Raw genomic sequence first — 24521 nt, 5'->3', positions numbered from 1 at the left:
GGGTACGCCCATGACACCCTGGACCGGGTGAACAGCAGCACGCGCACCCGTACCCGCAACCCGATCGGCGGCCACGTCCCCGTCGCCGGCGGCCTGGCCTCCGTAGGACTCTCCTACGCCGAAGAGCTCCGGGCCGAGACCGTCCAGGTCTTCGTGGCCAACCCCCGCGGCTGGGCGACACCCGTCGGCAACCTCGCGCAGGACGAGGAGTTCCGCGCCCGGTGCGCCGCGGACGGCATCCCGGCCTACGTCCACGCCCCGTACCTGATCAACTTCGGCTCGCACACCGAGGCCACCGTCGAGAAGAGCGTCACGTCCCTGCGGCACTCGCTGCGCCGGGCCCGTGCCATCGGAGCGCTCGGCGTCGTCGTGCACACCGGCTCCGCGACCGGCGGCCGGGAGCGCTCCGTGGCGCTCGCCCAGGTCCGTGAGCACATGCTGCCGCTGCTCGACGAACTGACCCACGACGACGACCCGTTCCTCCTCCTGGAGTCGACCGCGGGGCAGGGCTCCTCGCTGTGCTCGCGCACCTGGGACTTCGGTCCGTACTTCGACGCCCTCGACCGCCATCCCAAGCTGGGCGTCTGTCTCGACACCTGCCACATCTTCGCGGCGGGCCACGACCTCGCGGGCCCCGGCGGCATGAAGCAGACCCTGGACCTCCTCGTGGACACGGTCGGCGAGGGCCGCCTCAAGCTGATCCACGCCAATGACTCCAAGGACGTCGTCGGCGCCCACAAGGACCGCCACGAGAACATCGGCACCGGCCACATCGGCGCGGCCCCGTTCCAGGAGCTGATGGCGCACCCGGCCACCGAGAACGTTCCGCTGATCATCGAGACGCCCGGCGGCAAGGAGGGCCACGCCGCGGACGTGGCCCGGCTCAAGGAGCTCCGCCCCATGATCTGAAAACTGTTGAGGAATACCCCCGGGGGGTATACGGTTCTTGTCAGCGACAGGAACCGCTACTGACGTTGGGGGAAAGCCATGCAGCACGAAGCGCACGAGACGCACGCCGGACACGAGCACCACGCCGAGCCCGTCCAGCACCACGAGCACGACGAGCACCATGGACACCAGGAGCACCACGGCCACCACGAGCACCACGCCGGAGGCCACGGCAAGGTCTCCTGGTCGATGGCCGCCCAAGCCACGCTGCACTGCCTCACCGGCTGCGCCATCGGCGAGATCCTCGGCATGGTGATCGGCACCGCCCTCGGCTGGGGCAACATGCCGACGATGATCCTGGCGATCGTGCTCGCGTTCTTCTTCGGCTACTCGCTCACGCTGCGCGGCGTCCTCAAGGCGGGCGTCGACTTCAAGACGGCGTTCCGGGTCGCACTCGCCGCGGACACCCTGTCCATCGCCGTCATGGAGCTGATCGACAACGGCGTGATCGCCCTGTGGCCGAGCGCCATGGACGCCCACCTCGACGACGTCCTGTTCTGGGGAGCGCTGGCCGTGTCACTCGCGATCGCCTTCGTCGTCACGACGCCGGTGAACCGCTGGATGATCGGCCGCGGCAAGGGCCACGCGGTGGTGCACCAGTACCACCACTGACAGGCCACAGCAGGGGCCGCCAGGACTAGAGCTCGGGGCCTTCCCCGGGCTCTTCCTGGTACGAGTAGCGCTGCTCGCGCCACGGGTCCCCCACGTTGTGGTACCCGCGCTCCTCCCAGAACCCGCGCCGGTCCGCGGTCATGTACTCGACGCCGCGCACCCACTTCGGCCCCTTCCAGGCGTACAGGTGCGGCACGACGAGGCGCAGCGGGAAGCCGTGCTCGGCGGTGAGCAGTTCATCGCCCTTGTGGGTGGCGAGGATCGTGCTGTCGGAGGCGAAGTCCGACAGACGCAGGTTGGAGCTGAAGCCGTACTCGGCCCAGACCATCACGTGCGTGACCGCGGGGTCCGGCGGTGCGAGCTCCAGGATGGTGGAGGCACGCACGCCGCCCCATTCGGCGCCGAGCATGCTGAATTTCGTGACGCAGTGCAGATCGCCCACGACAGTCGCGTACGGAAGGGCCGAGAACTCCTCGTGGTTCCAGGTGTGCTTCTCGCCGTCGGCGGTGGACCCGAAAACCCTGAACTCCCAGCGCTCGGGCCGGAACTTGGGCACCGGACCGTAGTGCGTGACGGGCCAGCCGCGCTGCAGACGCTGCCCCGGGGGAAGCTCCGGCTGCACTGCTCCCCCAGACTCGCGACCCACCGGATGACCCATGCCTCCATCCTGACAGACCGGAAGCAGTGGGCGTGACCACGTACGTCCCGGTCGGCGCCGATTCGGGCAACTCCTACTAAGCGTGCACTTACTGGACGCGTTTCGGCGCCGGTGCAAGGATGCGCGGACCTGCCGAGTCCACCACGTGGAAGGAGCCTCTGCGATGCAGGGCGACCCCGAGGTCATCGAATTCCTCAACGAGCAGCTCACGGGCGAGTTGACGGCCATCAACCAGTACTGGCTCCACTACCGGATCCAGGACAACAATGGCTGGACCAAGCTCGCGAAGTACACCCGTGCCGAGTCCATCGACGAGATGAAGCACGCGGACCGGCTGACGGAGCGGATCCTCTTTCTCGATGCCCTGCCGAACTACCAGCGGCTCTTCCACGTACGCGTCGGGCAGACCGTCACCGAGATGTTCCAGGCCGACCGTCAGGTGGAGGTCGAGGCGATCGACCGCCTCAAGCGCGGCATCGACATCATGCGGGGCAAGGGCGATGTGACGTCGGCCCGGATCTTCGAGGACATCCTGGAGGACGAGGAGCACCACATCGACTATCTCGACACCCAGCTGGAGCTGATCGAGAAGCTCGGTGAGCCGCTGTACCTGGCCCAGCAGATCGAGCAGCCGGACAGTTAAGCGGCCGGACGGTCAGGCGGCTTCGGGAAGTTCCACCTGCGGCGCGAGCGCGATGGCGGCCTCGCCCTGCTCGACCAGTTCCCGGCGGGGGCACGCGCCCCGGCCGAGCAGCGCCTGGATCCGGCGGACGCAGGAACCGCAGTCGGTGCCGGCCTTGCAGGCCGACGCTATCTGGCGGGGGGTGCAGGCACCGTCCTCCGCGTGCTTCTTCACCTGCGCCTCGGTGACTCCGAAGCAGTTGCAGACGTACACGCGGTTCACCTCCCCGGGGAACGAGATCGGAATCGATAGCTGGCGCCGTCCCGATGAATCGGTGAGGCTAACCTAACCTTACCCGGCGGACCTGAAGCACAAAAGTGCCGTGGGGCGCGGATCCCTGTGATCCGCGCCCCACGGCGTTCACGTACAGCGAGCGACGCTCACTGGTCGCGGTACATCTCCGCCACCAGGAACGCCAGGTCGAGCGACTGGCTGCGGTTCAGGCGCGGGTCGCAGGCCGTCTCGTAGCGCTGGTGCAGGTCGTCGACGAAGATCTCGTCGCCGCCGCCCACGCACTCGGTGACGTCGTCACCGGTGAGCTCGACGTGGATGCCGCCCGGGTGCGTGCCGAGCGCCTTGTGGACCTCGAAGAAGCCCTTGACCTCGTCGAGCACGTCGTCGAAGCGGCGCGTCTTGTGGCCCGAGGCCGCCTCGTACGTGTTGCCGTGCATCGGGTCGGTGATCCAGGCGACGGTCGCGCCGGACGCGGTGACCTTCTCGACCAGCTCGGGCAGCTTGTCGCGGACCTTGTCGGCGCCCATGCGGACGATGAAGGTCAGGCGGCCCGGCTCGCGGTCGGGGTCGAGGCGCTCGATGTACTGCAGCGCCTCCTCGGCCGTCGTGGTCGGGCCGAGCTTGATCCCGATCGGGTTGCGGATCTTCGAGGCGAACTCGATGTGCGCGCCGTCCAGCTGACGGGTGCGCTCACCGATCCAGACCATGTGGCCGGAGACGTCGTACAGATTGCCCGTACGCGAGTCGACGCGGGTCAGCGCCGACTCGTAGTCGAGCAGCAGCGCCTCGTGCGAGGCGTAGAACTCGACCGTCTGGAACTCGGCCGGGTCGGTGCCGCAGGCGCGCATGAAGTTCAGCGCGTTGTCGATCTCGCGCGCCAGCTGCTCGTAGCGCTGGCCCGACGGGGACGACTTCACGAAGTCCTGGTTCCAGGCGTGCACCTGGCGCAGGTCCGCGTAACCGCCCGTGGTGAAGGCGCGCACCAGGTTGAGCGTCGAGGCGGACGCGTTGTACATCCGCTTCAGGCGCTCGGGGTCCGGGATGCGGGCGGCCTCGGTGAAGTCGAAGCCGTTGACGGAGTCGCCGCGGTAGGTCGGCAGCGTCACGCCGTCGCGGGTCTCGGTCGGCTTGGAGCGCGGCTTGGAGTACTGGCCGGCGATACGGCCGACCTTCACCACCGGCACCGAGGCGGCGTACGTGAGCACGGCGCCCATCTGGAGCAGGGTCTTCAGCTTGTTCCGGATGTGATCTGCGGAGACGGCGTCGAAGGCCTCGGCGCAGTCGCCCCCCTGGAGGAGGAACGCCTCTCCCTTGGCGACGGCCGCCAGGCGGGTACGCAGCTGATCGCACTCGCCCGCGAAGACGAGCGGCGGATACGACTCGAGGTCCGCGATCACATCGCGCAGAGCCTCGGCATCGGGGTACTCGGGCTGCTGCGCCGCGGGCAGGTTTCGCCAGGTGTTGCCAGCGCTCGCGCTGGTCTTAGCGTTCACGGTCACGCCCTCAACACTACGGGGTCGGGTCAGGTGGTCTTCCCATGGCTCGACAGGTGAGACGCGGTGCCCCTCGTGCATGGACGTCACCCCTGTAACGTCTGGCACTTCCGCAACGCTGGATCACACGTAGCCGAGTCGGCTGTGACCCGGCACAGAACTTCATAACAACCATGGGGTGGGGACTTGAGCGCGGGGCATCGAAGAGACCGCAAGAAGAAGAGGCTGCTCGCCTACAGCATCGCGTCGGTCGTGGCCGTCGCCGCGACGGCGGGCGCCATCGCCCTGGCCGCGCCCGGGGACTCGGGCGGCACGCAGACCGCGGGCTCCCCGGGGGCCCGGCTGCAGAGCGACTTCGCGCAGGCGGCGGACGAGTTCGGCGTCCCGCAGAGCGTGCTGATGGCGGTCTCGTACCGGCAGACCCGGTGGGAGGACCACGACGGGCTGCCGAGCACCACGGGCGCGTACAACGTCATGGGGCTCACCGATGTCGACTCCGGTGACCTCGACGCGTCCGCCGAGCGCGAGGCGCTGCTCGACCACATGAACCTCAGCGGTGAGCCCGCGGTGGAGAAGCACTTCGACCCGGACAAGGCGCTCAAGGGCCTGCGCGTGAAGCAGGTCGACACCAGCGACCCGCGGCTGCACACCCTGGACAAGGCGGCCGGTCTCATCGACGCGTCCGCGCAGTCGGTGCAGAGCGACGCCGCGCAGAGCATCCGGGCGGGCGCCGCGCTCCTCGCGCAGTACCAGAAGGACGCCACGGGATCGCTTTCGGACGACCCGGGCGCCTGGTACCCGGCGGTCGCCCGCGCGAGCGAGGCCACCGACCGCAAGGGCGCGGACCTGTTCGCCAAGCGCGTGTACGAGTCGATCAAGACCGGTGAGAGCCGGGTCACCACGGACGGGCAGAGCGTCACGCTGGCCGCGGACCCGGATGTGCAGCCGCAGAAGTCGTCGGACTTCGAGCTCGCCGCCGCCTCCGCCGCGCCGGCGCCCGAGTGCCCTTCGGGCCTCAACTGCGACTTCCGTCCCGCCGCGTACAAGCTGAACAGCAGCGACCCGACGGACTGGGGCAACTACAACGTCGCGAGCCGCCCCACGACCGGGCACGAGATCCAGTACATCGTGCTGCACGACACCGAGGGCAGCTACGACGGTTCGCTGGCGGTGTTCCAGAACCCCGCCTCGTACGCGAGCGCGCACTACATGGTCCGTGCCTCCGACGGCCTCGTCACGCAGCTCGTCCAGAACAAGGACGAGGCGTGGCACGCGGGCAACAAGAGCCTCAACATGCACTCGATCGGCATCGAGCACGAGGGCTACGCGATCAAGGACGGCTCCTGGTACACCGAGCCGCAGTACGAGTCCTCGGCCGCGCTCGTGAAGTTCCTGGCGGCCAAGTACGGCATCCCGCTGGACCGCGAGCACATCATCGGCCACGACGAGGTGCCAGGACCGCTGGACGCCAACGTCAAGACCCAGCACTGGGACCCGGGCCCCTTCTGGGACTGGAACCACTACATGCAGCTCCTCGGCGCCCCGACCGGGGCCGGCGGTGCGGGCGGCATCTACAAGGCCGGGCAGCTGATCCGCGTCACCCCGCCGTTCACCTCGGCGAACCAGCCGGCGCTCACGTACGGCGGCGCCGCGGTCAAGGCCCAGCCCGCCAACTTCACGTACCTGTACTCGTCGCCGTCGACGAGCTCGGCCGCGCTGACCGACGCCTACCTCGGCACCCAGACCGCCACCGAGGGCCCGAACTGGGCGAACAAGGTCGTCGCGGGCGGCGAGTACGTCGTCGCCGAGACCAGCGGCGACTGGACCGCCATCTGGTACGGCGGCAAGAAGGCCTGGTTCCTCAACAAGGGCGGCCAGTTCGCCAGCGCCGTCGGCACGCAGGACCTGGTCACGCCCAAGGCGGGCGTCGCCTCGATCCCGGTGTACGGGCGCACGTACCCGGAGGACGCGGCGTACACCGGCACCGACGTCCCGGTGCAGGCCTCGAACTCGGCGGCGCTGACCAAGTACACGCTGCCCAGCGGCCAGAAGTACACGCTGGCCGGGCCCGCGGTGAAGGGCTCGTACTTCAACAGCGGCACCTTCGACGGCACCGGCGCGGGCAGCCGCAAGGTGGTCGTCGGCACCGACACCTTCTACCCGATCCGCTACAACCACCGGATCGCCTGGGTGAACACCGCCGACGTCGACGTGGTCAAGAGCACGGCGCCGGACGCGGGCACCGACCGGCACAACGTCCTCGGCCGGGACTCCTCCGGCGGGCTTTGGCAGTACCAGGGCAGCGGCAGCGCCTCCGCGCCGCTCCTGGCCCGCTACCGCGTCGGCACCGGCTGGGGCATCTACAACGCGGTCACGCCGCTGACGACGCTCGGCGCGGACGCGACCGGCGACATGGTGGCCCGCGACAGCAGCGGGGTGCTCTGGTACTACCAGGCCAGCGGCAAGCCGTCGGCGCCGTTCAAGCCGCGCGTCAAGATCGGCAGCGGCTGGGGCCAGTTCAACCTGATCACCGGCGTCCGCGGCGATGTCTCGGGCGACGGCAAGGCGGACCTGATCGCGCGCGACGCGGCCGGGGTGCTCTACCTCTACGAGGGCACCGGCACCACGACGGCACCGTTCAAGCCGCGCGTGAAGATAGGCACCGGCTGGGGCCAGTTCACCTCCGTGACGGGCACCGGCGACCTCACCGGTGACGGCAAGGCCGACCTGCTCACCCGCGACAAGAACGGCGTGCTCTCCCTGTACCAGGGCACCGGCTCGGCGACCGCCCCGTTCAAGCCCCGCGTCCAGATCGGCACCGGCTGGGGCGGCTACGACGCCCTGGTCGGCCCCGGCGACCTGGACCGCGACGGCAAGGCGGACCTGATCGCCCGCGCCTCCGACGGCACGCTGTACTTCTACAAGGGCACCGGCAGCGCCACCGCCCCGTACGCGGCCCGCACCAAGATCGGCACCGGCTGGAACACGTACAACATGATCCTCTGACGCCGATGATCCCGTGACATGAGAGGCACCCTGACGCACGCGCGTGCGCTAGGGTGCGTCTCATGTACGCACCGATGCACCAGACCTGGTGGTGGACCGCTCATCCGGCGGCCCGCTGACTGCGCGTACGAAAAACTTCGCGAAGGCCGCCCGAGGGGCGGCCTTCGGTGTTTCCGGGCCCGTTCCTCCTTCATGGCACACGACTCATGACAAGGAACCGGACCCATGCAGCTGCTCCAACTCCTCGACGATCCCCGCCCGTTCGCGCTGCTGCGCCGCCGCACGCCCGGCCGCGACCACGACACGGTCGAGGTCCTGCTCGGCCCGGTCGCGGCGTACGAGCGGCTGGCCGACATCCCCGAGGGCCTGGCCCTCGTCCCGTTCCGGCAGATCAGGGAGCGCGGCTTCGACGTCCGTGACGACGGCACGCCGCTGACCGTGCTGACGCCCGAGGAGTCCTACGAGCTCCCGCTCGCCGAGGCACTCGAGCAACTGCCGCTCCACGACGTGCGGGTCCGCGACGGCGGTTTCGACGTCGACGACGAGACGTACGCCGGGATCGTCGGCCGGGTCCTCGACGAGGAGATCGGGCAGGGCGAGGGCGCAAACTTCGTGATCCGCCGTACGTACGAGGGGGAGATCCCGGGGTTCTCACGGGCGGACGCCCTCGCCCTCTTCCGGCGGCTGCTCGACGGTGAGCGGGGCGCGTACTGGACGTTCGTCGTGCACACCGGAGACAGGACGCTGGTCGGCGCCAGCCCCGAGGTCCACGTCCGGATGTCCGGCGGCACCGTCGTCATGAACCCCATCAGCGGCACGTACCGCTACCCCGCCGCCGGGCCCACCCCCGACGACCTGTTGCGCTTCCTCTCCGACGCCAAGGAGATCGAGGAGCTGTCGATGGTCGTCGACGAGGAGCTGAAGATGATGTGCACCGTCGGCGACAGGGGCGGTGTCGTCATCGGGCCGCGGCTGAAGGAGATGGCCCATCTCGCGCACACGGAATACGAGTTGAGAGGGAAGTCGACCCTCGATGTGCGCGAGGTCCTGAAGGAGACGATGTTCGCGGCGACCGTCACCGGCTCCCCCGTGCAGAACGCCTGCCGGGTCATCGAGCGCCACGAGGTCGGCGGCCGCGGCTACTACGCCGGTGCCCTCGCGCTCATCGGGCGGGACACGGGCGGCGCGCAGACCCTGGACTCCCCGATCCTCATCCGCACCGCCGACATCGACGCGGCCGGGCGCCTGCGGGTGCCGGTCGGCGCGACGCTGGTGCGCGGCTCGGACCCGGCGGGCGAGGTCGCCGAGACGCATGCGAAGGCCGCCGGTGTGCTTGCCGCGCTCGGCGTACGTCCGTCACGTCCGCGCGCGGAGAGCACGCGGCCCGCGCTCGCCGACGACCCGCGGGTGCGGGCGGCGCTCGACGGGCGCCGCGCCTGTCTCGCCCCGTTCTGGCTGCGGATGCAGGAGCGCGGCGCCGAACTGTCCGGGCACGCGCTGGTGGTCGACGGCGAGGACACGTTCACCGCGATGCTGGCGCACGTCCTGCGCTCGTCCGGCCTCGACGTGACGGTGCGGCGCTACGACGAGGAGGGCCTGCGCGATGCGGTGCTCGCACACGAGGGCCCGATCGTGCTCGGCCCGGGGCCCGGCGACCCGTCCGACCTCACCGACCCGAAGATGCGGTTCCTGCGCGCGCTCGCGGCGGACGTGGTCCGCGGCCACCGGCACGGCGTGCTCGGCGTCTGCCTCGGGCACGAGCTGATCGCGGCGGAGCTGGGCCTGGAGATCGTACGGAAGCAGGTGCCGTACCAGGGGGCGCAGGTCGGCATCGAGCTGTTCGGGCGGACCGAGACCGTCGGGTTCTACAACAGCTTCGTGGCGCGCTGCGACGACGAGGCGGCCGTCGAGCTGGCCGCTCACGGCGTCGACGTCAGCCGGGACACGGCGAACGGCGAGGTGCACGCGGTGCGCGGGCCCGGCTTCGCCGGGGTGCAGTTCCACCCCGAGTCGGTGCTGTCGCTGCGCGGCGCCGGGATCGTCCGGGAGCTGCTCGGTCAGCTGGTGGGCTCGGCCGGGACCAGGACGTTCTCGGAGCGGCGGCCCGCCCGGTAGTCCAGGACGTTCTGCACCGTGGTGTCGATGATCTGGCCGACGGCGTCCACGGTGTAGTACGCCTGGTGCGAGGTGACCAGCACGTTCGGGAAGGTGACGAGGCGGGCCAGAGTGTCGTCCTCGACCACGTCGAGGGACTTGTCGAGGAAGAACAGGCCCGCCTCGGCCTCGTACACGTCGAGGCCGACGCCGGAGAAGCGGCCCTCGCGCAACTCCGCGACCAGCGCCTTGGTGTCGACGAGGGCGCCGCGGCTGGAGTTCACGAGGATCGCGTCGTCCTTCATCGTGCGCAGCGCGGCGGCGTCGACGATGTGCTCGGTGGAGGGCAGTAGCGGGACGTGCAGGCTGATCAGGTCGGCCTCGGCGAAGAGCTGCTCCTTGTCGACGTACTTCATGCCGAGCTCGACGCAGTTCGGGTTCTCGGCGACGTCCCAGCCCAGCAGGTTCATGCCGAAGCCGTGGGCGATGCGGGTGAACGCCTCGCCGATCTTGCCGGTGCCGAGGACGCCGACGGTGCGGCCGCGCATGTCGCGGCCCATCAGTCCGTCGAGGCGGAAGTCGAAGTCGCGGGTGCGGGTGCTGGCCCTGACGATGCGGCGGTTGACGGCCATCGCCAGGGTCCAGGCGAACTCGGCGACCGAGTACGGCGAGTAGTACGAGACCCGGGCCACGGTCAGGCCGAGGCGCTCGGCGACCTCCAGGTCGATGTTGTTGAAGCCCGTGGAGCGCTGGGCGATCATCTGCGTGCCGCCGGCCGCGAGGGTCTGCAGCACGCGGTTGTTCAGGGTCGCGTTGACACTGGTGGAGATGATCTCGTAGCCGGCCGCGATCGGGGCGGTGTCCTCGTTCAGGAACACGTCCAGGCAGCGGACGTCGTGGTGGCCCGCGAAGGCCTTCTCGATCAGGGGCTTCTCGTCGGACTGCACGCCGAACGCGAGGATCTCCATGGCTGGAGTCTATGTACGCCCGGCCCGCACGGCACCCGCAGCAGTGTCGGCCGCGGTCAGCCGAAGAAGACTCCCACCTCCCGGTACAGCGCGGCGTCCACCGTCTTCAGGCGGGCGGTCGCCTCCGCGATGGGGACGCGGACGATGTTCGTCCCCTGGAGCGCCACCATCTTCCCGAAGTCCCCGTCCCGCACCGCCTCGATCGCGTGCAGCCCGAACCGGGTGGCCAGCCAGCGGTCGAAGGCCGAGGGGGTGCCGCCGCGCTGGATGTGGCCGAGGACGGTGGTGCGGGCCTCCTTCCCGGTCCGCTTCTCGATCTGCTTCGCGAGCCATTCGCCGACGCCGGACAGGCGCACGTGCCCGAAGGAGTCCAGGGACTCGTCCTTGAGGACCATGTCGCCGTCGCGGGGCATCGCGCCCTCGGCGACCACGACGATCGGGGCGTACGACGCCTTGAAGCGGGAGGTGACCCAGGCGCAGACCTGCTCGAGGTCGAAGCGCTGCTCGGGGATGAGGATCACGTTGGCCCCGCCGGCCAGGCCCGAGTGGAGGGCGATCCAGCCCGCGTGGCGGCCCATGACCTCGACGACGAGGACCCGCATGTGGGACTCGGCGGTGGTGTGCAGCCGGTCGATGGCCTCGGTGGCGATGCCGACGGCGGTGTCGAAGCCGAAGGTGTAGTCGGTGGCGGACAGGTCGTTGTCGATGGTCTTCGGTACGCCGACGACGTTGATCCCGTACTCGTCGGAGAGCCGTGTCGCGACGCCGAGGGTGTCCTCGCCGCCGATCACGATGAGGGCCTCGACCTCCTGCTTGGCGAGGTTCTCCTTGACGCGGCGGATGCCGTCCTCCGCCTCCAGGGGGTTGGTGCGCGAGGAGCCGAGGATCGTGCCGCCGCGGGGCAGGATGCCGCGCACGGCGGGGATGTCGAGCCGCACGGTGTCGTTCTCCAGGGGGCCCCGCCAGCCGTCCCGGAAGCCGACGAAGCCGTAGTCGTACTCCTGGACGCCCTTGCGTACGATGCCCCGGATGACGGCGTTGAGCCCGGGGCAGTCACCGCCTCCGGTCAGTACTCCGACCTTCATCGCGTAACTCCCTTGTCACGGTGGGCAGTTCAGGCAACTGTCCCGCGCGGGGTCACTCGTCGTCCAGACCCCGTTCGATCGCGTACCGCACGAGCTCCACGCGGTTGTGCAGCTGGAGCTTGCCGAGGGTGTTCTGTACGTGGTTCTGCACGGTGCGGTGCGAGATGACGAGGCGCTCGGCGATCTGCCGGTAGCTCAGGCCCTTGGCGACCAGGCGCAGGACCTCCGTCTCGCGGTCGGTGAGCTGCGGGGCCTTCGGCTCGTCGGTGCCGGCGGCCTGCGCGGGCTCGGAGGCCAGGCGGCGGTACTCGCCGAGCACGAGACCGGCGAGTCCCGGCGTGAACACGGGGTCGCCGACGGCCGTGCGGCGCACCGCGTCGATCAGCTCGTCCGTGGACGCGGACTTCAGCAGATAGCCGGTGGCGCCGGACTTGACCGCCTCCAGGACGTCGGCGTGCTCGCCGCTCGCGGAGAGGACCAGGACGCGCAGCGCCGGGTTGGCGCCGACGAGCTCCTTGCAGACCTGGACGCCGGGCTTGGCCGGCAGGTTCAGGTCGAGGACGAGGACGTCGGGGCCCGCCGCCTGGGCGCGGCGCACGGCCTGCTCGCCGTCGCCCGCGGTGGCGACGACGTCGAAGCCCGCCGCGGCCAGGTCGCGGGCGACGGCGTCGCGCCACATCGGGTGGTCGTCGACGACCATGACCTTGATCGGCGCGCTCGCATCGCCGGGCGTGCTCGGGTCGCGTGGTGCGTTCATCGGTCCTGTCCTGCCTTCCCCCGTGCCGTGCATGACGGTCACTTCTTCGGTACGTGCAATTCGACCTCGGTGCCCTGTCCGGGGACCGAGACCAGCTCCGCGGTGCCGCCGATGTCGCGCAGCCTGCCCCGGATCGACTGGGCGACGCCGAGCCGGCCCTCGCCCTCGGCCTGGGCGAGACGGCCCTGCGGGATGCCGGGCCCGTCGTCCCGCACGGTCACGATCACCGCGTCCGGCTCGTCCTCGACCAGGATCCAGGCGTGCGCGCTCTCGCCCGCGTGCCGCCACACATTGTCCAGGGCGGCACTGACAGCGGCGGCCAGTTCGCGGGCGGCGGCACCCGGCATCAGGACCGGGGTGCCCGGCTCGGAGAAGGTGACCTGGGCGCCCGCGTGGCCGGCCAGCAGGGGGCGCAGGTCGCGGGGTGCACCGGTGTCACCGGCGTCGCGGGGCTCGTCGACGGCGCGGACGACGGCTCCCTGCGCGGCGTCCTCGGAGGCCCTGGACGCGGGCATCAGGCCCCCGGCGACCAGAGTGCGCAGCGCGATCTCCTGCTCCCCCGCCATCCGGCCGAGCTCGGCGGCCTCGCCGCCCAGGGCGGTGCCGCGGCGCTGCACCATGGCGAGGACCTGCAGCACGCTGTCGTGGATGTCGCGGGCCAGGCGCTCGCGCTCCCGCGTCGTGGCCTCGATCTCCAGGGCGCGGGCGAGGGTGCGCTCGGAGGCGCGGGCCACCTCGACGACGTAGCCGATGGCGATGGAGGCGATGCAGACCAGCAGCACGTTGTGGAGGGTGCCGCGGCTGATGGCGCCGCGCTGGACCACGTTGGCCACGCCGATCAGCAGGGACGCGCCGGCCGCCCAGCGCCAGCCGCCCTTGAGCGCCCAGGCGAGGACGGCGCCCGCGGTCCATATCGACGGCAGGGTGGAGCCACCGGTGACGGCCCGCTCGTGGCCCGCGACCGGCGACAGGAGGATGCCGGCGACGGCGACCGCCAGGTCGGCGGTGAGGAACCGCTTGGTGCAGCGCCGGGCGCCCGAGACCTGGGGCAGGGTCGCCGCGGTCCATCCGATCACCACGGCGAGGTAGCCGATGCCGACCCAGGGGCGCTCGTAGACCTCGTACGCGGAGGCGAAGAGCCCGACGGCGTACAGCGCGGTGAGCACGCGGTATGCCATCAGGGCACGCCACAGCGGCTGCTCGACCGACATCCTGACGACGCGCTCGCGCCGGACCGTGTTCCCCATGTCCCCCACCTGTCCCGATCCGCCCCGATCCGCCCCGACGCCCGACCCCCCGGGCAGCGGCTAGGCGGCGCCCTGCTCCTTGTCGAGCGCCTTCTGCGCTTCCTTCTCGGCCTTGGCCAGGGCGTCCTTCTCGGCCTTCGCCGCCTTCTCCGCCTCGGCGATCTGTCGCTTCGCGGCCGTCGCGTACATGTCGACGTACTCCTGGCCGGAGAGCTTCATGATTTCGTACATGACCTCGTCGGTCACGGCCCGCAGCACGAACCGGTCGCTCTCCATGCCTTGGTAGCGGCTGAAGTCGAGCGGCTTGCCGATGCGGATGCCGGGGCGCATCAGCTTCGGCACCACCTTGCCGGGCGGCTGGATCTTCTCCGTGTCGATCATGGCGACGGGGATGACCGGCGCACCGGTGGCGAGCGCCACGCGCGCGAGGCCGCCGGGCTTGCCCCGGTAGAGACGCCCGTCGGGAGAGCGCGTCCCCTCCGGGTAGATGCCGAACAGCTCGCCGCGCTCCAGGACCTCGATGCCGCTCTTGATGGCGGCCTCACCGGCGCCGCGCGAGCCGGAGCGGTCCACGGGCAGCTGGCCGACGCCCTTGAAGAAGGCGGCCGTCAGCTTCCCCTTCACACCGGGCGTGGTGAAGTACTCGGCCTTCGCGATGAAGGTGACCTTGCGGTCGAGCACGGCCGGCAGGAAGAAGGAGTCGGAGAACGACAGGTGGTTGCTGGCCAGGATCGCGGGGCCCTCGGCGGGGATGTTCTCCATGCCTTCCACCCACGGCCGGAACCCGAGCTTCAGCGGCCCTCCGATGGCCACCTTCATTGCGCCGTAGATCAACCCACTGCCTTCCCTGCTCGCTCGGCGGTACGTGGACCCCGTACACGGACTCGTACGCGGATCGATCCGAGGATCAGACCTTAACCCGCGGGGCCGCCCGGGGGCCCGACGACCCTGGTCGGTGTCAGTCCGGTCGCGTACGGTGAAGTTCTCGTCCCGCTCCCCGTCATCCCTATGAACAGGAGACCGAAGGTGCCGGTCCTTCCTGGAGCCGAGCCGTACCGCCATGAAGGCGGCGAGGTCGGCGTCCTCCTCTGTCACGGCTTCACCGGATCCCCCCAGTCGCTGCGGCCCTGGGCGGAGCATCTGGCCGAGCGCGGCCTGACGGTCTCGCTGCCGCTGCTGCCCGGGCACGGCACCCGGTGGGAGGACCTGTCGGTCACGGCCTGGCAGGACTGGTACGCGGAGGTGGACCGCGCCCTGCGCGAGCTGACCGAGCGCTGCACGCAGGTGTTCGTGTTCGGCCTGTCGATGGGCGGCGCGCTCGCGCTGCGCCTCGCGGCCCGGCACGGCGACAAGGTGACGGGCCTGGTCCTGGTGAACCCGGGGAACAAGGTGCACGGGCTGGCCGCGCACGCCCTTCCCGTCGCCCGGCACTTCGTGCGCACGGTCCCGGGGATCGCCAGCGACATCGCCAAGGAGGGCTCGGAAGAGGTCGGGTACGACCGGGTGCCGCTGCACGCCGCGCACCAGCTGCGCCGTTTCTTCCGGGTCGTGGACCGTGAACTGCCGCAGGTGACACAGCCGTTGGTGGTGCTGCACAGCACGCAGGACCACGTGGTGCCGCCGGTCGACTCGGCCCGTGTGCTCAGCCGCGTCTCCTCCACGGACGTCACGGAGATCCTGCTGGAACAGAGCTACCACGTCGCGACGTTGGACCATGACGCGGACCGGATCTTCGACGAGAGCTACGCGTTCATCGGCCGGCTCGCACCCAGTGTCGGCAAGATCCCCAGCGAGGGCGTGACGAGCCCCGGCGAGGGCGCGGAAGGGACGGCCAGCGGTGGCTGAGCAGGACCGGCGGGAGCCCGAGAGCCCCGACAGCCCGGACGACGGCGGGCAGCCGCAGCAGGAGGAGCAGCGCGCCGCGCCCGATCCTCAGCTGCCGGTGGACGAGGACGCGGCGTGGGCGCAGATCGTCGCCGGGTACGGGGCGGAGCCGCCGGACCCGCCGGGCGTGAAGCCCTTCAAGTCGGTGGAGGACCTGGCCCGCCTGGAGTCGCAGACGAACGAGAAGCCGCGCACGGCCAGGGACGCCGAGGGCGGCACGGCCGACGGGGCCGACGGGGCCGACGGGGCCGACGGGGACACGGAGTCCGGGGACGGCGCCAAGGGCGCGCTCGGCTCCTCGATCTCCTTCGCCCCGGGCGTCGCGGCGAGCCCGGGACCGCGTGACTTCAGCCCGGCCGAGCCCTCCGACAGCGACTTCGACGGCGACGAGGAGGGCCACTTCGTCCCGCCGGAGCCGCCGCCGCTCCCGGAGGCGGACGTCACGGCCAAGTTCGCCTGGCTCGCGGTGATCGGCGGCCCGGTCCTGCTCCTCGTCTCGGTGCTGCTCGGCTGGGACATGACGTGGTGGCTGGCGACGGTCTGCGTCGGCGGCTTCCTCGGCGGCTTCGCCACGCTGGTCGCGCGGATGCACCCGGGGGACGACGACGAGGACGACCCGGGCCGCGGCGCCGTCGTCTAGGAGCTAGGCAGGAATTCTGAGGGCGGCCAGGACCGGCAGATGGTCCGTGGCCGCCTTCAGTTCGTCCGGGTCGAGGCCGTCGGGGACGCCGCAGCCGAGCACCTCGATGCCCTTCGTCGCGAAGATCGCGTCGATGCGCTGATGGGGATCGTCCGGGGTGGAGGTGTACTCGCCGCCCCAGGGGCGGGTGGCCCAGGCGTCGTTCAGGGCGGTGGCGAGACGGCGGAAGGTGGGACCGTCGGGCCGCTCGTTGAGGTCGCCGCCCGCGACGGCGTGCGGGACGCCCATCGCCTCGATGCGGTCGAGGAGCATCCCGCCCTGGGCGTACCGCTCGTCCTTCTGCAGGCTCAGGTGGCAGCTGACGACACCGAGCCTGACACCCCCGAACCGTACGACGGCGGTGGCGAAGCCGCGCCGGTGCAGCCCCGGCGTGAGCGGAAGCAGCACGTCCTCGGTCCGCTCGACGGTGGCCCGCAGCGAGCAGAGCAGCGCCGGGCCGGCGGCCGAGCCGCCGCCGGACAGGATCACGAGGTCGGCGGCGCGGGCGAGCCGGGCGAGCTGCTTGCGCCAGCGGAAGAACCGCGGCGCCTCCTGGATCAGGACCAGGTCGGGGGCGCAGGCCTTCATGACGCGGGCGAGGGCGACGACGTCGTCCCGCATGGAGCGGATGTTGTAACTGAGGACGCGGATGACGGCCGAACCGTCGGATTCCGTAAGGGAGTTGGGCAGTTCGGAGCGTGCGGGGAGCGTACCGGAGTCCATGCCGATCAAGATACGCCGATGCCCGCCGCTCCCCGGGGGAACGACGGGCACCGTGCCGTGGTGAAAGGGCGTCACATGACGGGGTCGGGCTCCCGCGCCAGGTCGGCGGCGCCGACCATGCCCGCCTTGTTGCCCAGCTGGGCGGCGATGACGTCGGCGACCGGCCGCCAGTTCCCCCCGACCAGCCAGCGCTTGTACGACTTGCGGATCGGGTCGAGCACCAGCTCGCCCTCGTCCGAGAGGCCGCCGCCGACGATGAACGCCGAGGGGTCGAAGAGCGAGGCGAGGTCGGCCAGACCGGCGCCGGCCCAGCGGGCCAGCTCGCGGTAGGAGTCGACGGCCACCAGATCGCCCTGCCGGGCGGCCATGGAGATGTGCTTGCCCTCGATGCCCTCGGGGGTGCCGTCACCCAGCGACAGCAGGTACTCCGCGTTCTCCGGCGTCGCGTTGGCGCGCTGCTTGGCGTACCGCACGAGCGCACGCCCGGAGGCGTACTGCTCCCAGCAGCCCTGCGAACCGCAGCCGCACAGCAGACCGTCCGGCACCATGCGGATGTGGCCGAACTCGGCGGCGACGCCGAAGTGACCGCGGCGCAGCTTGTTGCCGATGATGATGCCGCCGCCGAGGCCGGTGCCCAGCGTGATGACGATGACGTTGCGATGGCCCTTGCCCGCGCCGAACTTGTACTCGCCCCAGGCCGCGGCGTTGGCGTCGTTCTCGATGACGACCGGCAGTCCGACGCGCTGCTCGACCTTCTCCTTCAGCGGTTCCTGACGCCAGTCGATGTTCGGCGCGAAGTACACGGTGGAGCGCTGCCGGTTGACGTAACCGGCGGCACCGATCCCGACACCGACGATCTCGTGCCCGGCCCTGGCGCCTTCCACGGCCGAGGCGATCGCGTCCACGATCCCGTCAGGCGTGGAAGGAGTCGGCACCTTGAACGTCGAGAGGATGTTGCCTTCCTCGTCGACCACGCCGGCCGCGATCTTCGTGCCGCCGATATCGACGCCGATGGTGAGTCCCATGAATCCCTCAGTTCGGTCGAGCCCCGCTATGGCCCACCGTACCCGAGCACGCTTCAGTCCAGGTCGATGCGCTCTCCACCGGGGCCTTCGTCCTCGGGGCCGTGGGGCCCGGCGGAGTCCTGGGAGCGCTGGGTCCAGCGGCGCTCCTGGTTCTCCACGGCGGAGCGGTAGGCGGCGAACAGCTCGGAGCCGGCGGCGGCCAGGTGGTCGAAGACGTCCGCGTTGCGCTCGATGACGGGCTCGACGACATTGCGGACCTGTCGGACGACCTGCTTGGCGGCCTGCTCGGCGGTGCCCTGCGCGACCGCGCCCAGGAACGGGGATCCCGGTCCCGAAAGACCGGAGAGCTTGTCGGCGACCGCGTCGACGAGCTTCTTCAGCTCCTCGGCGGCCGATCCGGGCGGTGCCCCGTGCTCGGCCCGGCGGCGGGCCTTCTCCGCCGCCAGGTCCTCGGCGCACGCCGTCTCCCACGCGTCGGCGTCTACGGGCTTCTCGGTGGCGTCGCTCATGGCGGCTGACTCCTGCGGAGAGCTGAAGAGGTGCTGAAGAGGTGCTGAAGAAACAACGACTTCGACGTTACCCGAACGGGTGCAGAACGTTCAGCGGGTCTGCGGCCACAGATCCGGGTCCGGTGTGAACCGCACCCGCAGTTCGCCGTCGACGAGACCGGCCCCCGCCACGGTGCAGCGCCGGGGCGCGGAGGGCAGCGGGACGATGCGGCGCAGCGCCCCCGCGCCGAGGACGATCTCGTCACCACGCCTGATCAGCGTGAGTTCCTCGCGCACGGCGCCGGGCAGCGGGATCCGCCAGACCAGGACGCCGTCCTGCGCGAGCCGGTCCTCGACGGGCCACTCGGCGCGGGGCCCCGGGACGCCGGGCAGCGGCACGTCGAGGTCCTCGGGCCGTGCGTCGTGGCCGAGGTGGGATATCTCGTACGCACCCGGCCACTCGGTGACGACCTTGCGCTGGCGGCCCGCGGCGTCGGCCAGCCACGGGTCGGTGGAGCCCTCGGGCAGCACCCGGTTGGCGATGACGGCCTCGGTGCGCAGGCCGTGCAGGGCGAGCCCGGTGCCGATGGTGCGCAGCAGGTCGGCGGCGGCCCGGGTGGGCTCGGCGACGAGGCGTACCAGGGTGGTGTCGGCGTCGATCACGGCCTGCGCGGCGGCGAGTTCGGCGTCCCAGCGGGCGGCGGCCTCGTACAGCCACTCGGCGGGCATCGGCACCCCGGCGAGCCTGCCCAGTACGGGTCGCAGGGCGCGGGCCGCCTGGCGCTCGGCGGGGAGCAACCGGCGCAGGTAGCGGCGCAGCTGCTCGGGCAGGGCGAGCAGGGCGACGGCCTGCCGGGCGGGCGGCAGGTCGACGACGACCAGGTCGTAAGAGCCGTCGGCACTGTTCCGCAGAGCGCGCAGCAGGGCGAGTTCCTCGGCTCCCGGCAGCGGGGTCAGCTCGTCGCCGTCGAGCCGGGCGGCCCCCAGCAGATCCAGTGCGGAACCGGCCCGCTCCTGCAGGGCGAGCAGGTCGTCGCGGAAGTCGTCGGCGGGCGCGAGCCGGTCGACGGTGACCCCGGGCAGGCGATCGGTGGCGTCCCGGGTGATCAGCAGGACGCGCAGCCCTTCGTGGGCGGCCTTCAGGGCGGTGGCCGAGGCGACCGTGGTCTTGCCGGAGCCACCGGGGCCGGTGACGAGAAGGGTGCGCATGAATCTTGAGGCTACCTGGGGCGCGGCCTCGCGATCCCCGGGGTCGTGAGCGGCGCTACTTGCCCGCCTCGACCCGCTTCTTCAGGCCCGCGAGCGCGCGGTCGATGATGACCTTCTCGGCCTTGCGCTTGATCATCCCGAGCATCGGGATCTTCACGTCGACGGTCAGCGAGTACGTGACCTCCGTGCCCGAACCGGCGGGCTTGAGCACGTACGACCCGTCGAGCGAGCGCAGCATCTGCGACTTCACGAGGGTCCACGCCACCTCGTTCTCACCGGTCCACGTGTACTTCAGCGTCTGGTCGTCCTTGATCGCACCGGCGTCCATGACGAGGCGGACCTGCTCGGCGCGGCCGGCGTCGTCGGTGCCGAGCACCTCTGCCTCCTTCACCTCGCCCGTCCAGTCCGGGTAGCGGGCGAAGTCGGCGATCACGCCCATGACATCGGCCGGTGCCGCCTCGATCGTGATGCTCGAGCTGGTGTGTTCCGCCATCGCCGTGGCTCCTCCGGATAACGGACGGGGATCCGCCATGGATACGTGTGTGTCGCGTGCAGGCTATCGCGCGCGGACCGGCACGCCGTCACCACTCCAGGGCCCACGGCCTGCCCGCGCTCGCGAAGTGGCCGACGTTCACGCACTCGGTGGCGCCGATCCGCATGCGCCGGGCGAGCGGCTGGTGGACATGGCCGAAGAGCGAATAGCGCGGCCGGGTACGGCGGATCGCCTCCAGGAGGGCCCGGCTGCCGCGCTCGAAGCGGCGCGCGACGGTGTCGTAGACGAGGTCGGGCACCTCTGGCGGGATATGGGTGCACAGCACGTCCACCTCGCCCACGGCCTCGATCTTGGCGGCGTACTCCTCGTCGTCGATCTCGTACGGGGTCCGCATCGGCGTGCGCAGGCCGCCGCCGACGAAGCCGAAGACCCAGCCGCCGATCTCGACGCGCTCCCCGTCGAGCACCCGGGTGCCCGGTCCCGCGTACTCACTCCACAGCTGCGGCATGTCGACGTTGCCGTAGGTGGCGTACGTAGGAGAGGGGAAGGCGGCGAACAGCTCCGCGTACTGCTTGCGCACCGCCTTTTCGATGGCCGGTACGCGGTCGATGCCCGCCCAGAGCTCCGCTCCGAGGGCGCGGGCCTCGTCGAAGCGGCGGGCGGTGCGCAGCTCGACGAGGCGCGTGGCGTTCCCGGCTCCGAACAAGTCGGGGAAAATGCCGCGCGAGTGGTCGGCGTAATCCAGGAAGAGGACCAGGTCACCGAGGCAGACGACGGCGTCGGCGCCGTCGCCCGCTCGTGCGAGGTCGGTGGAGTTTCCGTGCACATCGCTGACCACATGTACGCGCATGTCGATCACCCTAGGACGATGGACCGAAGAGGGGTAGAGGCCGCTCCACCTGCGGTTACTTCCGAGTCGGGAAGCACGTGGACTACTGTGCGCAGAGCACCGCCGTGACGTGTGACGCAGCGAACATCTGGCCTGGACCCCCTACCGAAAAAGCAGTACTGGTGGGTAACGTCCGGGCAGTCCAGTCGTGCTCAGTTCAACCGGATCGACCAGTTCAGGCACTGAGCACCTGCCCGATCTTGGACCGCACCGACGCAGCACACAGAGTCGTGGCGCCGGCGCCTTATGAGGAGCAGCAGTCTTGCGCGAGTTCAGCCTTCCGGCTTTGTACGAGGTCCCTGCGGACGGGAATCTGACCGACATCGTCCGCAGAAACGCCGCGCAGCATCCCGACGTCGCCGTCATCGGCCGCAAGATCGACGGCACGTGGCGCGACGTCACGTCCGTCCAGTTCCTCGCCGAGGTGCACGCCGCGGCCAAGGGACTCATCGCCTCCGGCGTGAACCCGGGCGACCGCGTCGGCCTCATGTCCCGTACGCGCTACGAGTGGACGCTGCTCGACTTCGCGATCTGGAGCGCGGGCGCGGTCACCGTCCCCGTGTACGAGACGAGTTCGGCCGAGCAGATCCAGTGGATCCTCGGCGACTCGGGCGCCGTCGCGATCCTCGTCGAGTCGGACGCGCACTCCGCGGCCGTCGCCTCCGTGCGCGACGCGCTGCCCGAGCTGCGGCACATCTGGCAGATCGACGCGGGCGGCGTCCAGGAGCTGAACCGCGTCGGCGCCGACGTGCCCGACGCGACGGTGGACGAGCGCAGCGGGGCGGCGAAGGCCGACGACCCGGCGACGATCGTCTACACGTCCGGCACCACCGGCCGCCCCAAGGGCTGCGTGCTCACCCACCGCAGCTTCTTCGCGGAGTGCGGCAACGTGGTGGAGCGGCTCAAGCCCCTCTTCCGTACGGGCGAGTGCTCGGTGCTCCTCTTCCTGCCCGTCGCGCACGTCTTCGGCCGCCTGGTGGAAGTGGCGTCCCTGATGGCGCCCATCAAGCTGGGCCACGCCCCCGACATCAAGCACCTCACCGATGAACTCGCCGCGTTCAGGCCCACGTTGATCCTCGGCGTCCCGCGCGTCTTCGAGAAGGTCTACAACTCGGCGCGGGCCAAGGCGCAGGCCGACGGCAAGGGCAAGATCTTCGACAAGGCCGCGGACACGGCGATCGAGTACAGCCGCGCGCTCGACACCCCCAAGGGCCCCTCGCTGGCCCTGAAGCTCAAGTACAAGACGTTCGACAAGATCGTCTACAGCAAGCTGCGTGCCGTCCTCGGCGGCCGCGGCGAGTACGCGATCTCGGGCGGCGCCCCGCTGGGCGAGCGCCTCGGCCACTTCTTCCGCGGCATCGGCTTCACGGTCCTCGAGGGGTACGGCCTGACCGAGTCGTGCGCGGCCACGGCCTTCAACCCGTGGGACCGGCAGAAGATCGGCACGGTCGGCCAGCCGCTGCCCGGCTCGGTCGTCCGCATCGCCGACGACGGCGAGGTCCTGCTGCACGGCGAGCACCTCTTCACCGGCTACTGGAACAACGAGTCCGCGACGGCCGAGGCGCTGGCCGACGGCTGGTTCCACACGGGCGACATCGGCACGCTCGACGAGGACGGCTACCTCCGGATCACCGGCCGCAAGAAGGAGATCATCGTGACGGCGGGCGGCAAGAACGTCGCCCCGGCCGTCATCGAGGACCGCATCCGTGCCCACGCGCTCGTCGCCGAGTGCATGGTCGTCGGCGACGGCCGCCCCTTCGTCGGCGCGCTCGTCACCATCGACGAGGAGTTCCTCGGCAAGTGGGCCTCGGACCACGACAAACCGGCGGACTCCACGGTGGCGTCCCTGCGCGAGGACCCCGATCTGCTGGCGGCGATCCAGTCGGCGGTGGACGACGGCAACGCGGCGGTGTCGAAGGCGGAGTCGGTCCGCAAGTTCCGGATCCTGGGGGCGCAGTTCACCGAGGACTCCGGTCACCTGACCCCGTCGCTGAAGCTGAAGCGGAACGTCGTGGCCAAGGACTACGCCGACGAGATCGAAGCGATCTACCGGGGCTGACGCGCCTTCTCGCCGTAACTCCGGTCGCTTGTCACGCGGGTGCGGGCCGGTGGTCCTGCTTCGCGCAGTTCCCACCGGCCCGCAGCCGCGAACGAATCCGAAACCCGGCAGACGAGCCGGCGCTACAACAACCCCCTCAGCCGCTCGGCCAAGAGGTCCCAGCGCCACCGGTCCTCCACGAACGCCCGGCCGCGCTCCCCCATCCGCCGCCTCAACTCCGCGTCCTGCAACAGCGCCACGACACGATCCGCCGCGTCCTCGGCGGAGCCGCCCCGCACGACCCACCCGGTCTCCCCGTCGAGCACCGCGTCCGGCGCCCCGCCGGAGTCCCCCGCGACCACGGGCAGGCCCGTCGCGGACGCCTCCAGGTAGACGATGCCGAGCCCCTCGACGTCCAGGCCCCCGCGGCGCGTCCGGCACGGCATGGCGAACACGTCACCGGCCCCGTAGTGCGCGGGCAGTTCGGCCCAGGGAACGGCCCCGGTGAAACGGACCGAGTCGGCGACCCCGGTGTCCACCGCCAGCTTGCGCAGCTCCTTCTCGTACGGCCCGCCGCCCACGATCAGCAGCACCGCGTCCGGCACGTCCGCCAGGATCCGCGGCATCGCGAGGATCAGCGTGTCCTGCCCCTTGCGCGGGACGAGGCGCGAGACGCACACCACCACCGGCCGCTGCGACAGGCCGAGCCGGGCCCGCACCGCGTCGCCGCCCGAGTCCGGGTGGAACGTCTTCTCGTCGACCCCGGGCGGGAGTTGGACCATGCGCCCGGCCGCCTCGGGCGTGAGCGCCGCCGCGATGCGTGAGCGCGTGTACTCGCCGAGGTAGGTGATCGTGTCCGTCGACTCGCCGATCCGGCGCAACAGCTGCCGGGACGCCGGGAGTTGGGCCCAGCCAGCCTCATGACCGTGGGTCGTCGCGACCAGGCGCTGCGCACCCGCCCTGCGCAGCGCGGAGCCCATCAGGCCGAGCGGCGCGGCCGCCCCGAACCACACCGACGTACAGCCGTGCTCCTGCAGCAGGCCCACCGCACGCCGGGTCACGCGCGGCGTCGGCAGCAGCATCGTCGTACGGTCGCGCACGACGGTGAACGGCTGCTCCGCGTCGAAGGCCGCGGTCGCCTCGACGCCCTCCTTGCTGCGCTTCCACGTCGACGCGTAGACGACGATCTGCTCGGGGTCCAGACGCAGCGCCATGTTGTGCAGGAACGCCTGGATGCCGCCGGGCCGCGGCGGGAAGTCATTGGTAACGATCAGGGTCTTGTGCATCGCCGCAGACAGTACCGAACCGG

The 24521-nt window shown here is 70.8% G+C and carries 24 protein-coding genes; 9 read left to right on the top strand and 15 right to left on the bottom strand.

What is annotated here, in order from left to right:
- The first annotated feature begins 27 nt into the window (after nucleotides 1-27).
- Nucleotides 28-909 (top strand): deoxyribonuclease IV, encoded by an 882-nt coding sequence (locus ACIBUY_RS21720; RefSeq protein WP_399153371.1) that lies wholly within the window; start codon nucleotides 28-30, stop codon nucleotides 907-909.
- Between the two features lie 78 nt (nucleotides 910-987).
- Nucleotides 988-1560 carry a DUF4396 domain-containing protein gene (locus ACIBUY_RS21715; protein WP_399153370.1) on the top strand — a complete coding sequence of 191 codons (573 nt, stop codon included), beginning with the start codon at nucleotides 988-990 and terminating at the stop codon, nucleotides 1558-1560.
- 25 nt (nucleotides 1561-1585) lie between these two features.
- Here the strand turns inward: ACIBUY_RS21715 and ACIBUY_RS21710 are convergent, their stop codons facing one another.
- The gene (locus tag ACIBUY_RS21710; protein ID WP_365564465.1) at nucleotides 1586-2218 is read right to left on the bottom strand and encodes a sulfite oxidase-like oxidoreductase; all 633 of its coding nucleotides are present in this window, start codon (nucleotides 2216-2218) and stop codon (nucleotides 1586-1588) included.
- A gap of 163 nt (nucleotides 2219-2381) precedes the next feature.
- Here ACIBUY_RS21710 and bfr point away from each other — a divergent pair, with 163 nt between their 5' ends.
- Entirely contained in the window at nucleotides 2382-2861 is a 480-nt protein-coding gene (bfr, locus tag ACIBUY_RS21705) for a bacterioferritin (RefSeq protein ID WP_399153369.1), read from the top strand.
- 12 nt (nucleotides 2862-2873) lie between these two features.
- On the opposite strand, the gene ACIBUY_RS21700 is transcribed toward bfr, so the two are convergent.
- Both ACIBUY_RS21700 and ACIBUY_RS21695 read right to left on the bottom strand, forming a co-directional pair.
- The gene (locus ACIBUY_RS21700) at nucleotides 2874-3122 is read right to left on the bottom strand and encodes a (2Fe-2S)-binding protein (RefSeq protein ID WP_365564469.1); all 249 of its coding nucleotides are present in this window, start codon (nucleotides 3120-3122) and stop codon (nucleotides 2874-2876) included.
- Nucleotides 3123-3280: 158 nt separating this feature from the next.
- Nucleotides 3281-4633, bottom strand: coding sequence for a class II 3-deoxy-7-phosphoheptulonate synthase (locus tag ACIBUY_RS21695; protein ID WP_365564472.1), 1353 nt, complete (start codon nucleotides 4631-4633; stop codon nucleotides 3281-3283).
- A gap of 180 nt (nucleotides 4634-4813) precedes the next feature.
- Here ACIBUY_RS21695 and ACIBUY_RS21690 point away from each other — a divergent pair, with 180 nt between their 5' ends.
- The 3 genes from ACIBUY_RS21690 (at nucleotide 4814) to ACIBUY_RS21680 (ending at nucleotide 9748) form a co-directional block, all read left to right on the top strand.
- Nucleotides 4814-7633 (top strand): N-acetylmuramoyl-L-alanine amidase, encoded by a 2820-nt coding sequence (locus tag ACIBUY_RS21690; RefSeq protein WP_399153368.1) that lies wholly within the window; start codon nucleotides 4814-4816, stop codon nucleotides 7631-7633.
- Between the two features lie 62 nt (nucleotides 7634-7695).
- Nucleotides 7696-7752 carry a trp operon leader peptide gene (locus ACIBUY_RS21685; protein WP_365564625.1) on the top strand — a complete coding sequence of 19 codons (57 nt, stop codon included), beginning with the start codon at nucleotides 7696-7698 and terminating at the stop codon, nucleotides 7750-7752.
- A gap of 106 nt (nucleotides 7753-7858) precedes the next feature.
- On the top strand, nucleotides 7859-9748 hold the full coding sequence (locus tag ACIBUY_RS21680) for an anthranilate synthase family protein (protein ID WP_399153367.1): 1890 nt from the start codon (nucleotides 7859-7861) through the stop codon (nucleotides 9746-9748).
- On the opposite strand, the gene ACIBUY_RS21675 is transcribed toward ACIBUY_RS21680, so the two are convergent.
- The 5 genes from ACIBUY_RS21675 to ACIBUY_RS21655 are packed head-to-tail and all read right to left on the bottom strand — an operon-like array spanning nucleotide 9691 to nucleotide 14615.
- The gene (locus tag ACIBUY_RS21675) at nucleotides 9691-10695 is read right to left on the bottom strand and encodes a 2-hydroxyacid dehydrogenase (RefSeq protein ID WP_365564481.1); all 1005 of its coding nucleotides are present in this window, start codon (nucleotides 10693-10695) and stop codon (nucleotides 9691-9693) included. The two genes, ACIBUY_RS21680 and ACIBUY_RS21675, sit on opposite strands and share 58 nt — an antisense overlap.
- A gap of 56 nt (nucleotides 10696-10751) precedes the next feature.
- Nucleotides 10752-11780 (bottom strand): 6-phosphofructokinase, encoded by a 1029-nt coding sequence (locus ACIBUY_RS21670; RefSeq protein ID WP_365564483.1) that lies wholly within the window; start codon nucleotides 11778-11780, stop codon nucleotides 10752-10754.
- Nucleotides 11781-11832: 52 nt separating this feature from the next.
- Nucleotides 11833-12537, bottom strand: coding sequence for a response regulator transcription factor (locus ACIBUY_RS21665; protein WP_365564486.1), 705 nt, complete (start codon nucleotides 12535-12537; stop codon nucleotides 11833-11835).
- A gap of 38 nt (nucleotides 12538-12575) precedes the next feature.
- Nucleotides 12576-13784 (bottom strand): MacS family sensor histidine kinase, encoded by a 1209-nt coding sequence (gene macS / locus ACIBUY_RS21660; RefSeq protein WP_365564488.1) that lies wholly within the window; start codon nucleotides 13782-13784, stop codon nucleotides 12576-12578.
- A gap of 60 nt (nucleotides 13785-13844) precedes the next feature.
- The gene (locus ACIBUY_RS21655; protein ID WP_365564627.1) at nucleotides 13845-14615 is read right to left on the bottom strand and encodes a lysophospholipid acyltransferase family protein; all 771 of its coding nucleotides are present in this window, start codon (nucleotides 14613-14615) and stop codon (nucleotides 13845-13847) included.
- 195 nt (nucleotides 14616-14810) lie between these two features.
- On the opposite strand from ACIBUY_RS21655, the gene ACIBUY_RS21650 reads away from it, so the two are divergent.
- Nucleotides 14811-15629 carry an alpha/beta fold hydrolase gene (locus ACIBUY_RS21650; protein WP_365564491.1) on the top strand — a complete coding sequence of 273 codons (819 nt, stop codon included), beginning with the start codon at nucleotides 14811-14813 and terminating at the stop codon, nucleotides 15627-15629.
- Nucleotides 15622-16308: a hypothetical protein gene (locus ACIBUY_RS21645; RefSeq protein WP_399153366.1), complete on the top strand. Its 687-nt coding sequence runs from the start codon at nucleotides 15622-15624 to the stop codon at nucleotides 16306-16308. The genes ACIBUY_RS21650 and ACIBUY_RS21645 overlap by 8 nt, the downstream gene beginning before the upstream one ends.
- Nucleotides 16309-16311: 3 nt before the next feature.
- On the opposite strand, the gene ACIBUY_RS21640 is transcribed toward ACIBUY_RS21645, so the two are convergent.
- From ACIBUY_RS21640 to ACIBUY_RS21615, 6 genes are all read right to left on the bottom strand, one after another.
- On the bottom strand, nucleotides 16312-17070 hold the full coding sequence (locus ACIBUY_RS21640) for an endonuclease/exonuclease/phosphatase family protein (protein WP_365564493.1): 759 nt from the start codon (nucleotides 17068-17070) through the stop codon (nucleotides 16312-16314).
- Between the two features lie 71 nt (nucleotides 17071-17141).
- Nucleotides 17142-18095 (bottom strand): ROK family glucokinase, encoded by a 954-nt coding sequence (locus tag ACIBUY_RS21635; RefSeq protein ID WP_365564495.1) that lies wholly within the window; start codon nucleotides 18093-18095, stop codon nucleotides 17142-17144.
- A 53-nt stretch (nucleotides 18096-18148) separates the two neighbouring features.
- Nucleotides 18149-18604 (bottom strand): DUF5304 domain-containing protein, encoded by a 456-nt coding sequence (locus tag ACIBUY_RS21630; protein ID WP_365564498.1) that lies wholly within the window; start codon nucleotides 18602-18604, stop codon nucleotides 18149-18151.
- A gap of 90 nt (nucleotides 18605-18694) precedes the next feature.
- A complete protein-coding gene (locus ACIBUY_RS21625; protein ID WP_399153365.1) occupies nucleotides 18695-19792 on the bottom strand; it encodes an ArsA family ATPase in 1098 nt (365 codons plus the stop codon).
- A 55-nt stretch (nucleotides 19793-19847) separates the two neighbouring features.
- On the bottom strand, nucleotides 19848-20285 hold the full coding sequence (locus ACIBUY_RS21620; protein WP_365564504.1) for an SRPBCC family protein: 438 nt from the start codon (nucleotides 20283-20285) through the stop codon (nucleotides 19848-19850).
- 88 nt (nucleotides 20286-20373) lie between these two features.
- Nucleotides 20374-21135 (bottom strand): metallophosphoesterase, encoded by a 762-nt coding sequence (locus ACIBUY_RS21615; RefSeq protein WP_365564506.1) that lies wholly within the window; start codon nucleotides 21133-21135, stop codon nucleotides 20374-20376.
- Between the two features lie 301 nt (nucleotides 21136-21436).
- Between ACIBUY_RS21615 and ACIBUY_RS21610 the strand changes: the two genes are divergently transcribed.
- Nucleotides 21437-23233 (top strand): AMP-dependent synthetase/ligase, encoded by a 1797-nt coding sequence (locus ACIBUY_RS21610; protein WP_399153364.1) that lies wholly within the window; start codon nucleotides 21437-21439, stop codon nucleotides 23231-23233.
- Nucleotides 23234-23355: 122 nt separating this feature from the next.
- On the opposite strand, the gene ACIBUY_RS21605 is transcribed toward ACIBUY_RS21610, so the two are convergent.
- The gene (locus ACIBUY_RS21605) at nucleotides 23356-24498 is read right to left on the bottom strand and encodes a glycosyltransferase family 4 protein (protein ID WP_399153363.1); all 1143 of its coding nucleotides are present in this window, start codon (nucleotides 24496-24498) and stop codon (nucleotides 23356-23358) included.
- Between the last annotated feature and the right edge of the window lie 23 nt (nucleotides 24499-24521).

The sequence above is a fragment of the Streptomyces sp. NPDC050085 genome, from assembly GCF_044460595.1.
In the GTDB taxonomy this organism is placed as follows: domain Bacteria; phylum Actinomycetota; class Actinomycetes; order Streptomycetales; family Streptomycetaceae; genus Streptomyces.
Note: the sequence above shows the minus strand (reverse complement) of the source record. Positions and strands in the feature narration are given on the sequence as shown.

Bases quoted from the DNA above. Each gene is read 5' to 3' on its own strand.
- ACIBUY_RS21625 (WP_399153365.1), bottom strand. From the start codon at position 19,792: ATGCGCACCCTTCTCGTCACCGGCCCCGGTGGCTCCGGCAAGACCACG.
- ACIBUY_RS21715 (WP_399153370.1), top strand. From the start codon at position 988: ATGCAGCACGAAGCGCACGAGACGCACGCCGGACACGAGCACCACGCC.
- macS (WP_365564488.1), bottom strand. From the start codon at position 13,784: ATGGGGAACACGGTCCGGCGCGAGCGCGTCGTCAGGATGTCGGTCGAG.
- ACIBUY_RS21635 (WP_365564495.1), bottom strand. From the start codon at position 18,095: ATGGGACTCACCATCGGCGTCGATATCGGCGGCACGAAGATCGCGGCC.
- ACIBUY_RS21605 (WP_399153363.1), bottom strand. From the start codon at position 24,498: ATGCACAAGACCCTGATCGTTACCAATGACTTCCCGCCGCGGCCCGGC.
- ACIBUY_RS21640 (WP_365564493.1), bottom strand. From the start codon at position 17,070: ATGGACTCCGGTACGCTCCCCGCACGCTCCGAACTGCCCAACTCCCTT.
- ACIBUY_RS21665 (WP_365564486.1), bottom strand. From the start codon at position 12,537: ATGAACGCACCACGCGACCCGAGCACGCCCGGCGATGCGAGCGCGCCG.
- ACIBUY_RS21620 (WP_365564504.1), bottom strand. From the start codon at position 20,285: ATGGCGGAACACACCAGCTCGAGCATCACGATCGAGGCGGCACCGGCC.
- ACIBUY_RS21710 (WP_365564465.1), bottom strand. From the start codon at position 2,218: ATGGGTCATCCGGTGGGTCGCGAGTCTGGGGGAGCAGTGCAGCCGGAG.
- ACIBUY_RS21675 (WP_365564481.1), bottom strand. From the start codon at position 10,695: ATGGAGATCCTCGCGTTCGGCGTGCAGTCCGACGAGAAGCCCCTGATC.
- ACIBUY_RS21680 (WP_399153367.1), top strand. From the start codon at position 7,859: ATGCAGCTGCTCCAACTCCTCGACGATCCCCGCCCGTTCGCGCTGCTG.
- ACIBUY_RS21630 (WP_365564498.1), bottom strand. From the start codon at position 18,604: ATGAGCGACGCCACCGAGAAGCCCGTAGACGCCGACGCGTGGGAGACG.
- ACIBUY_RS21615 (WP_365564506.1), bottom strand. From the start codon at position 21,135: ATGCGCGTACATGTGGTCAGCGATGTGCACGGAAACTCCACCGACCTC.
- bfr (WP_399153369.1), top strand. From the start codon at position 2,382: ATGCAGGGCGACCCCGAGGTCATCGAATTCCTCAACGAGCAGCTCACG.
- ACIBUY_RS21670 (WP_365564483.1), bottom strand. From the start codon at position 11,780: ATGAAGGTCGGAGTACTGACCGGAGGCGGTGACTGCCCCGGGCTCAAC.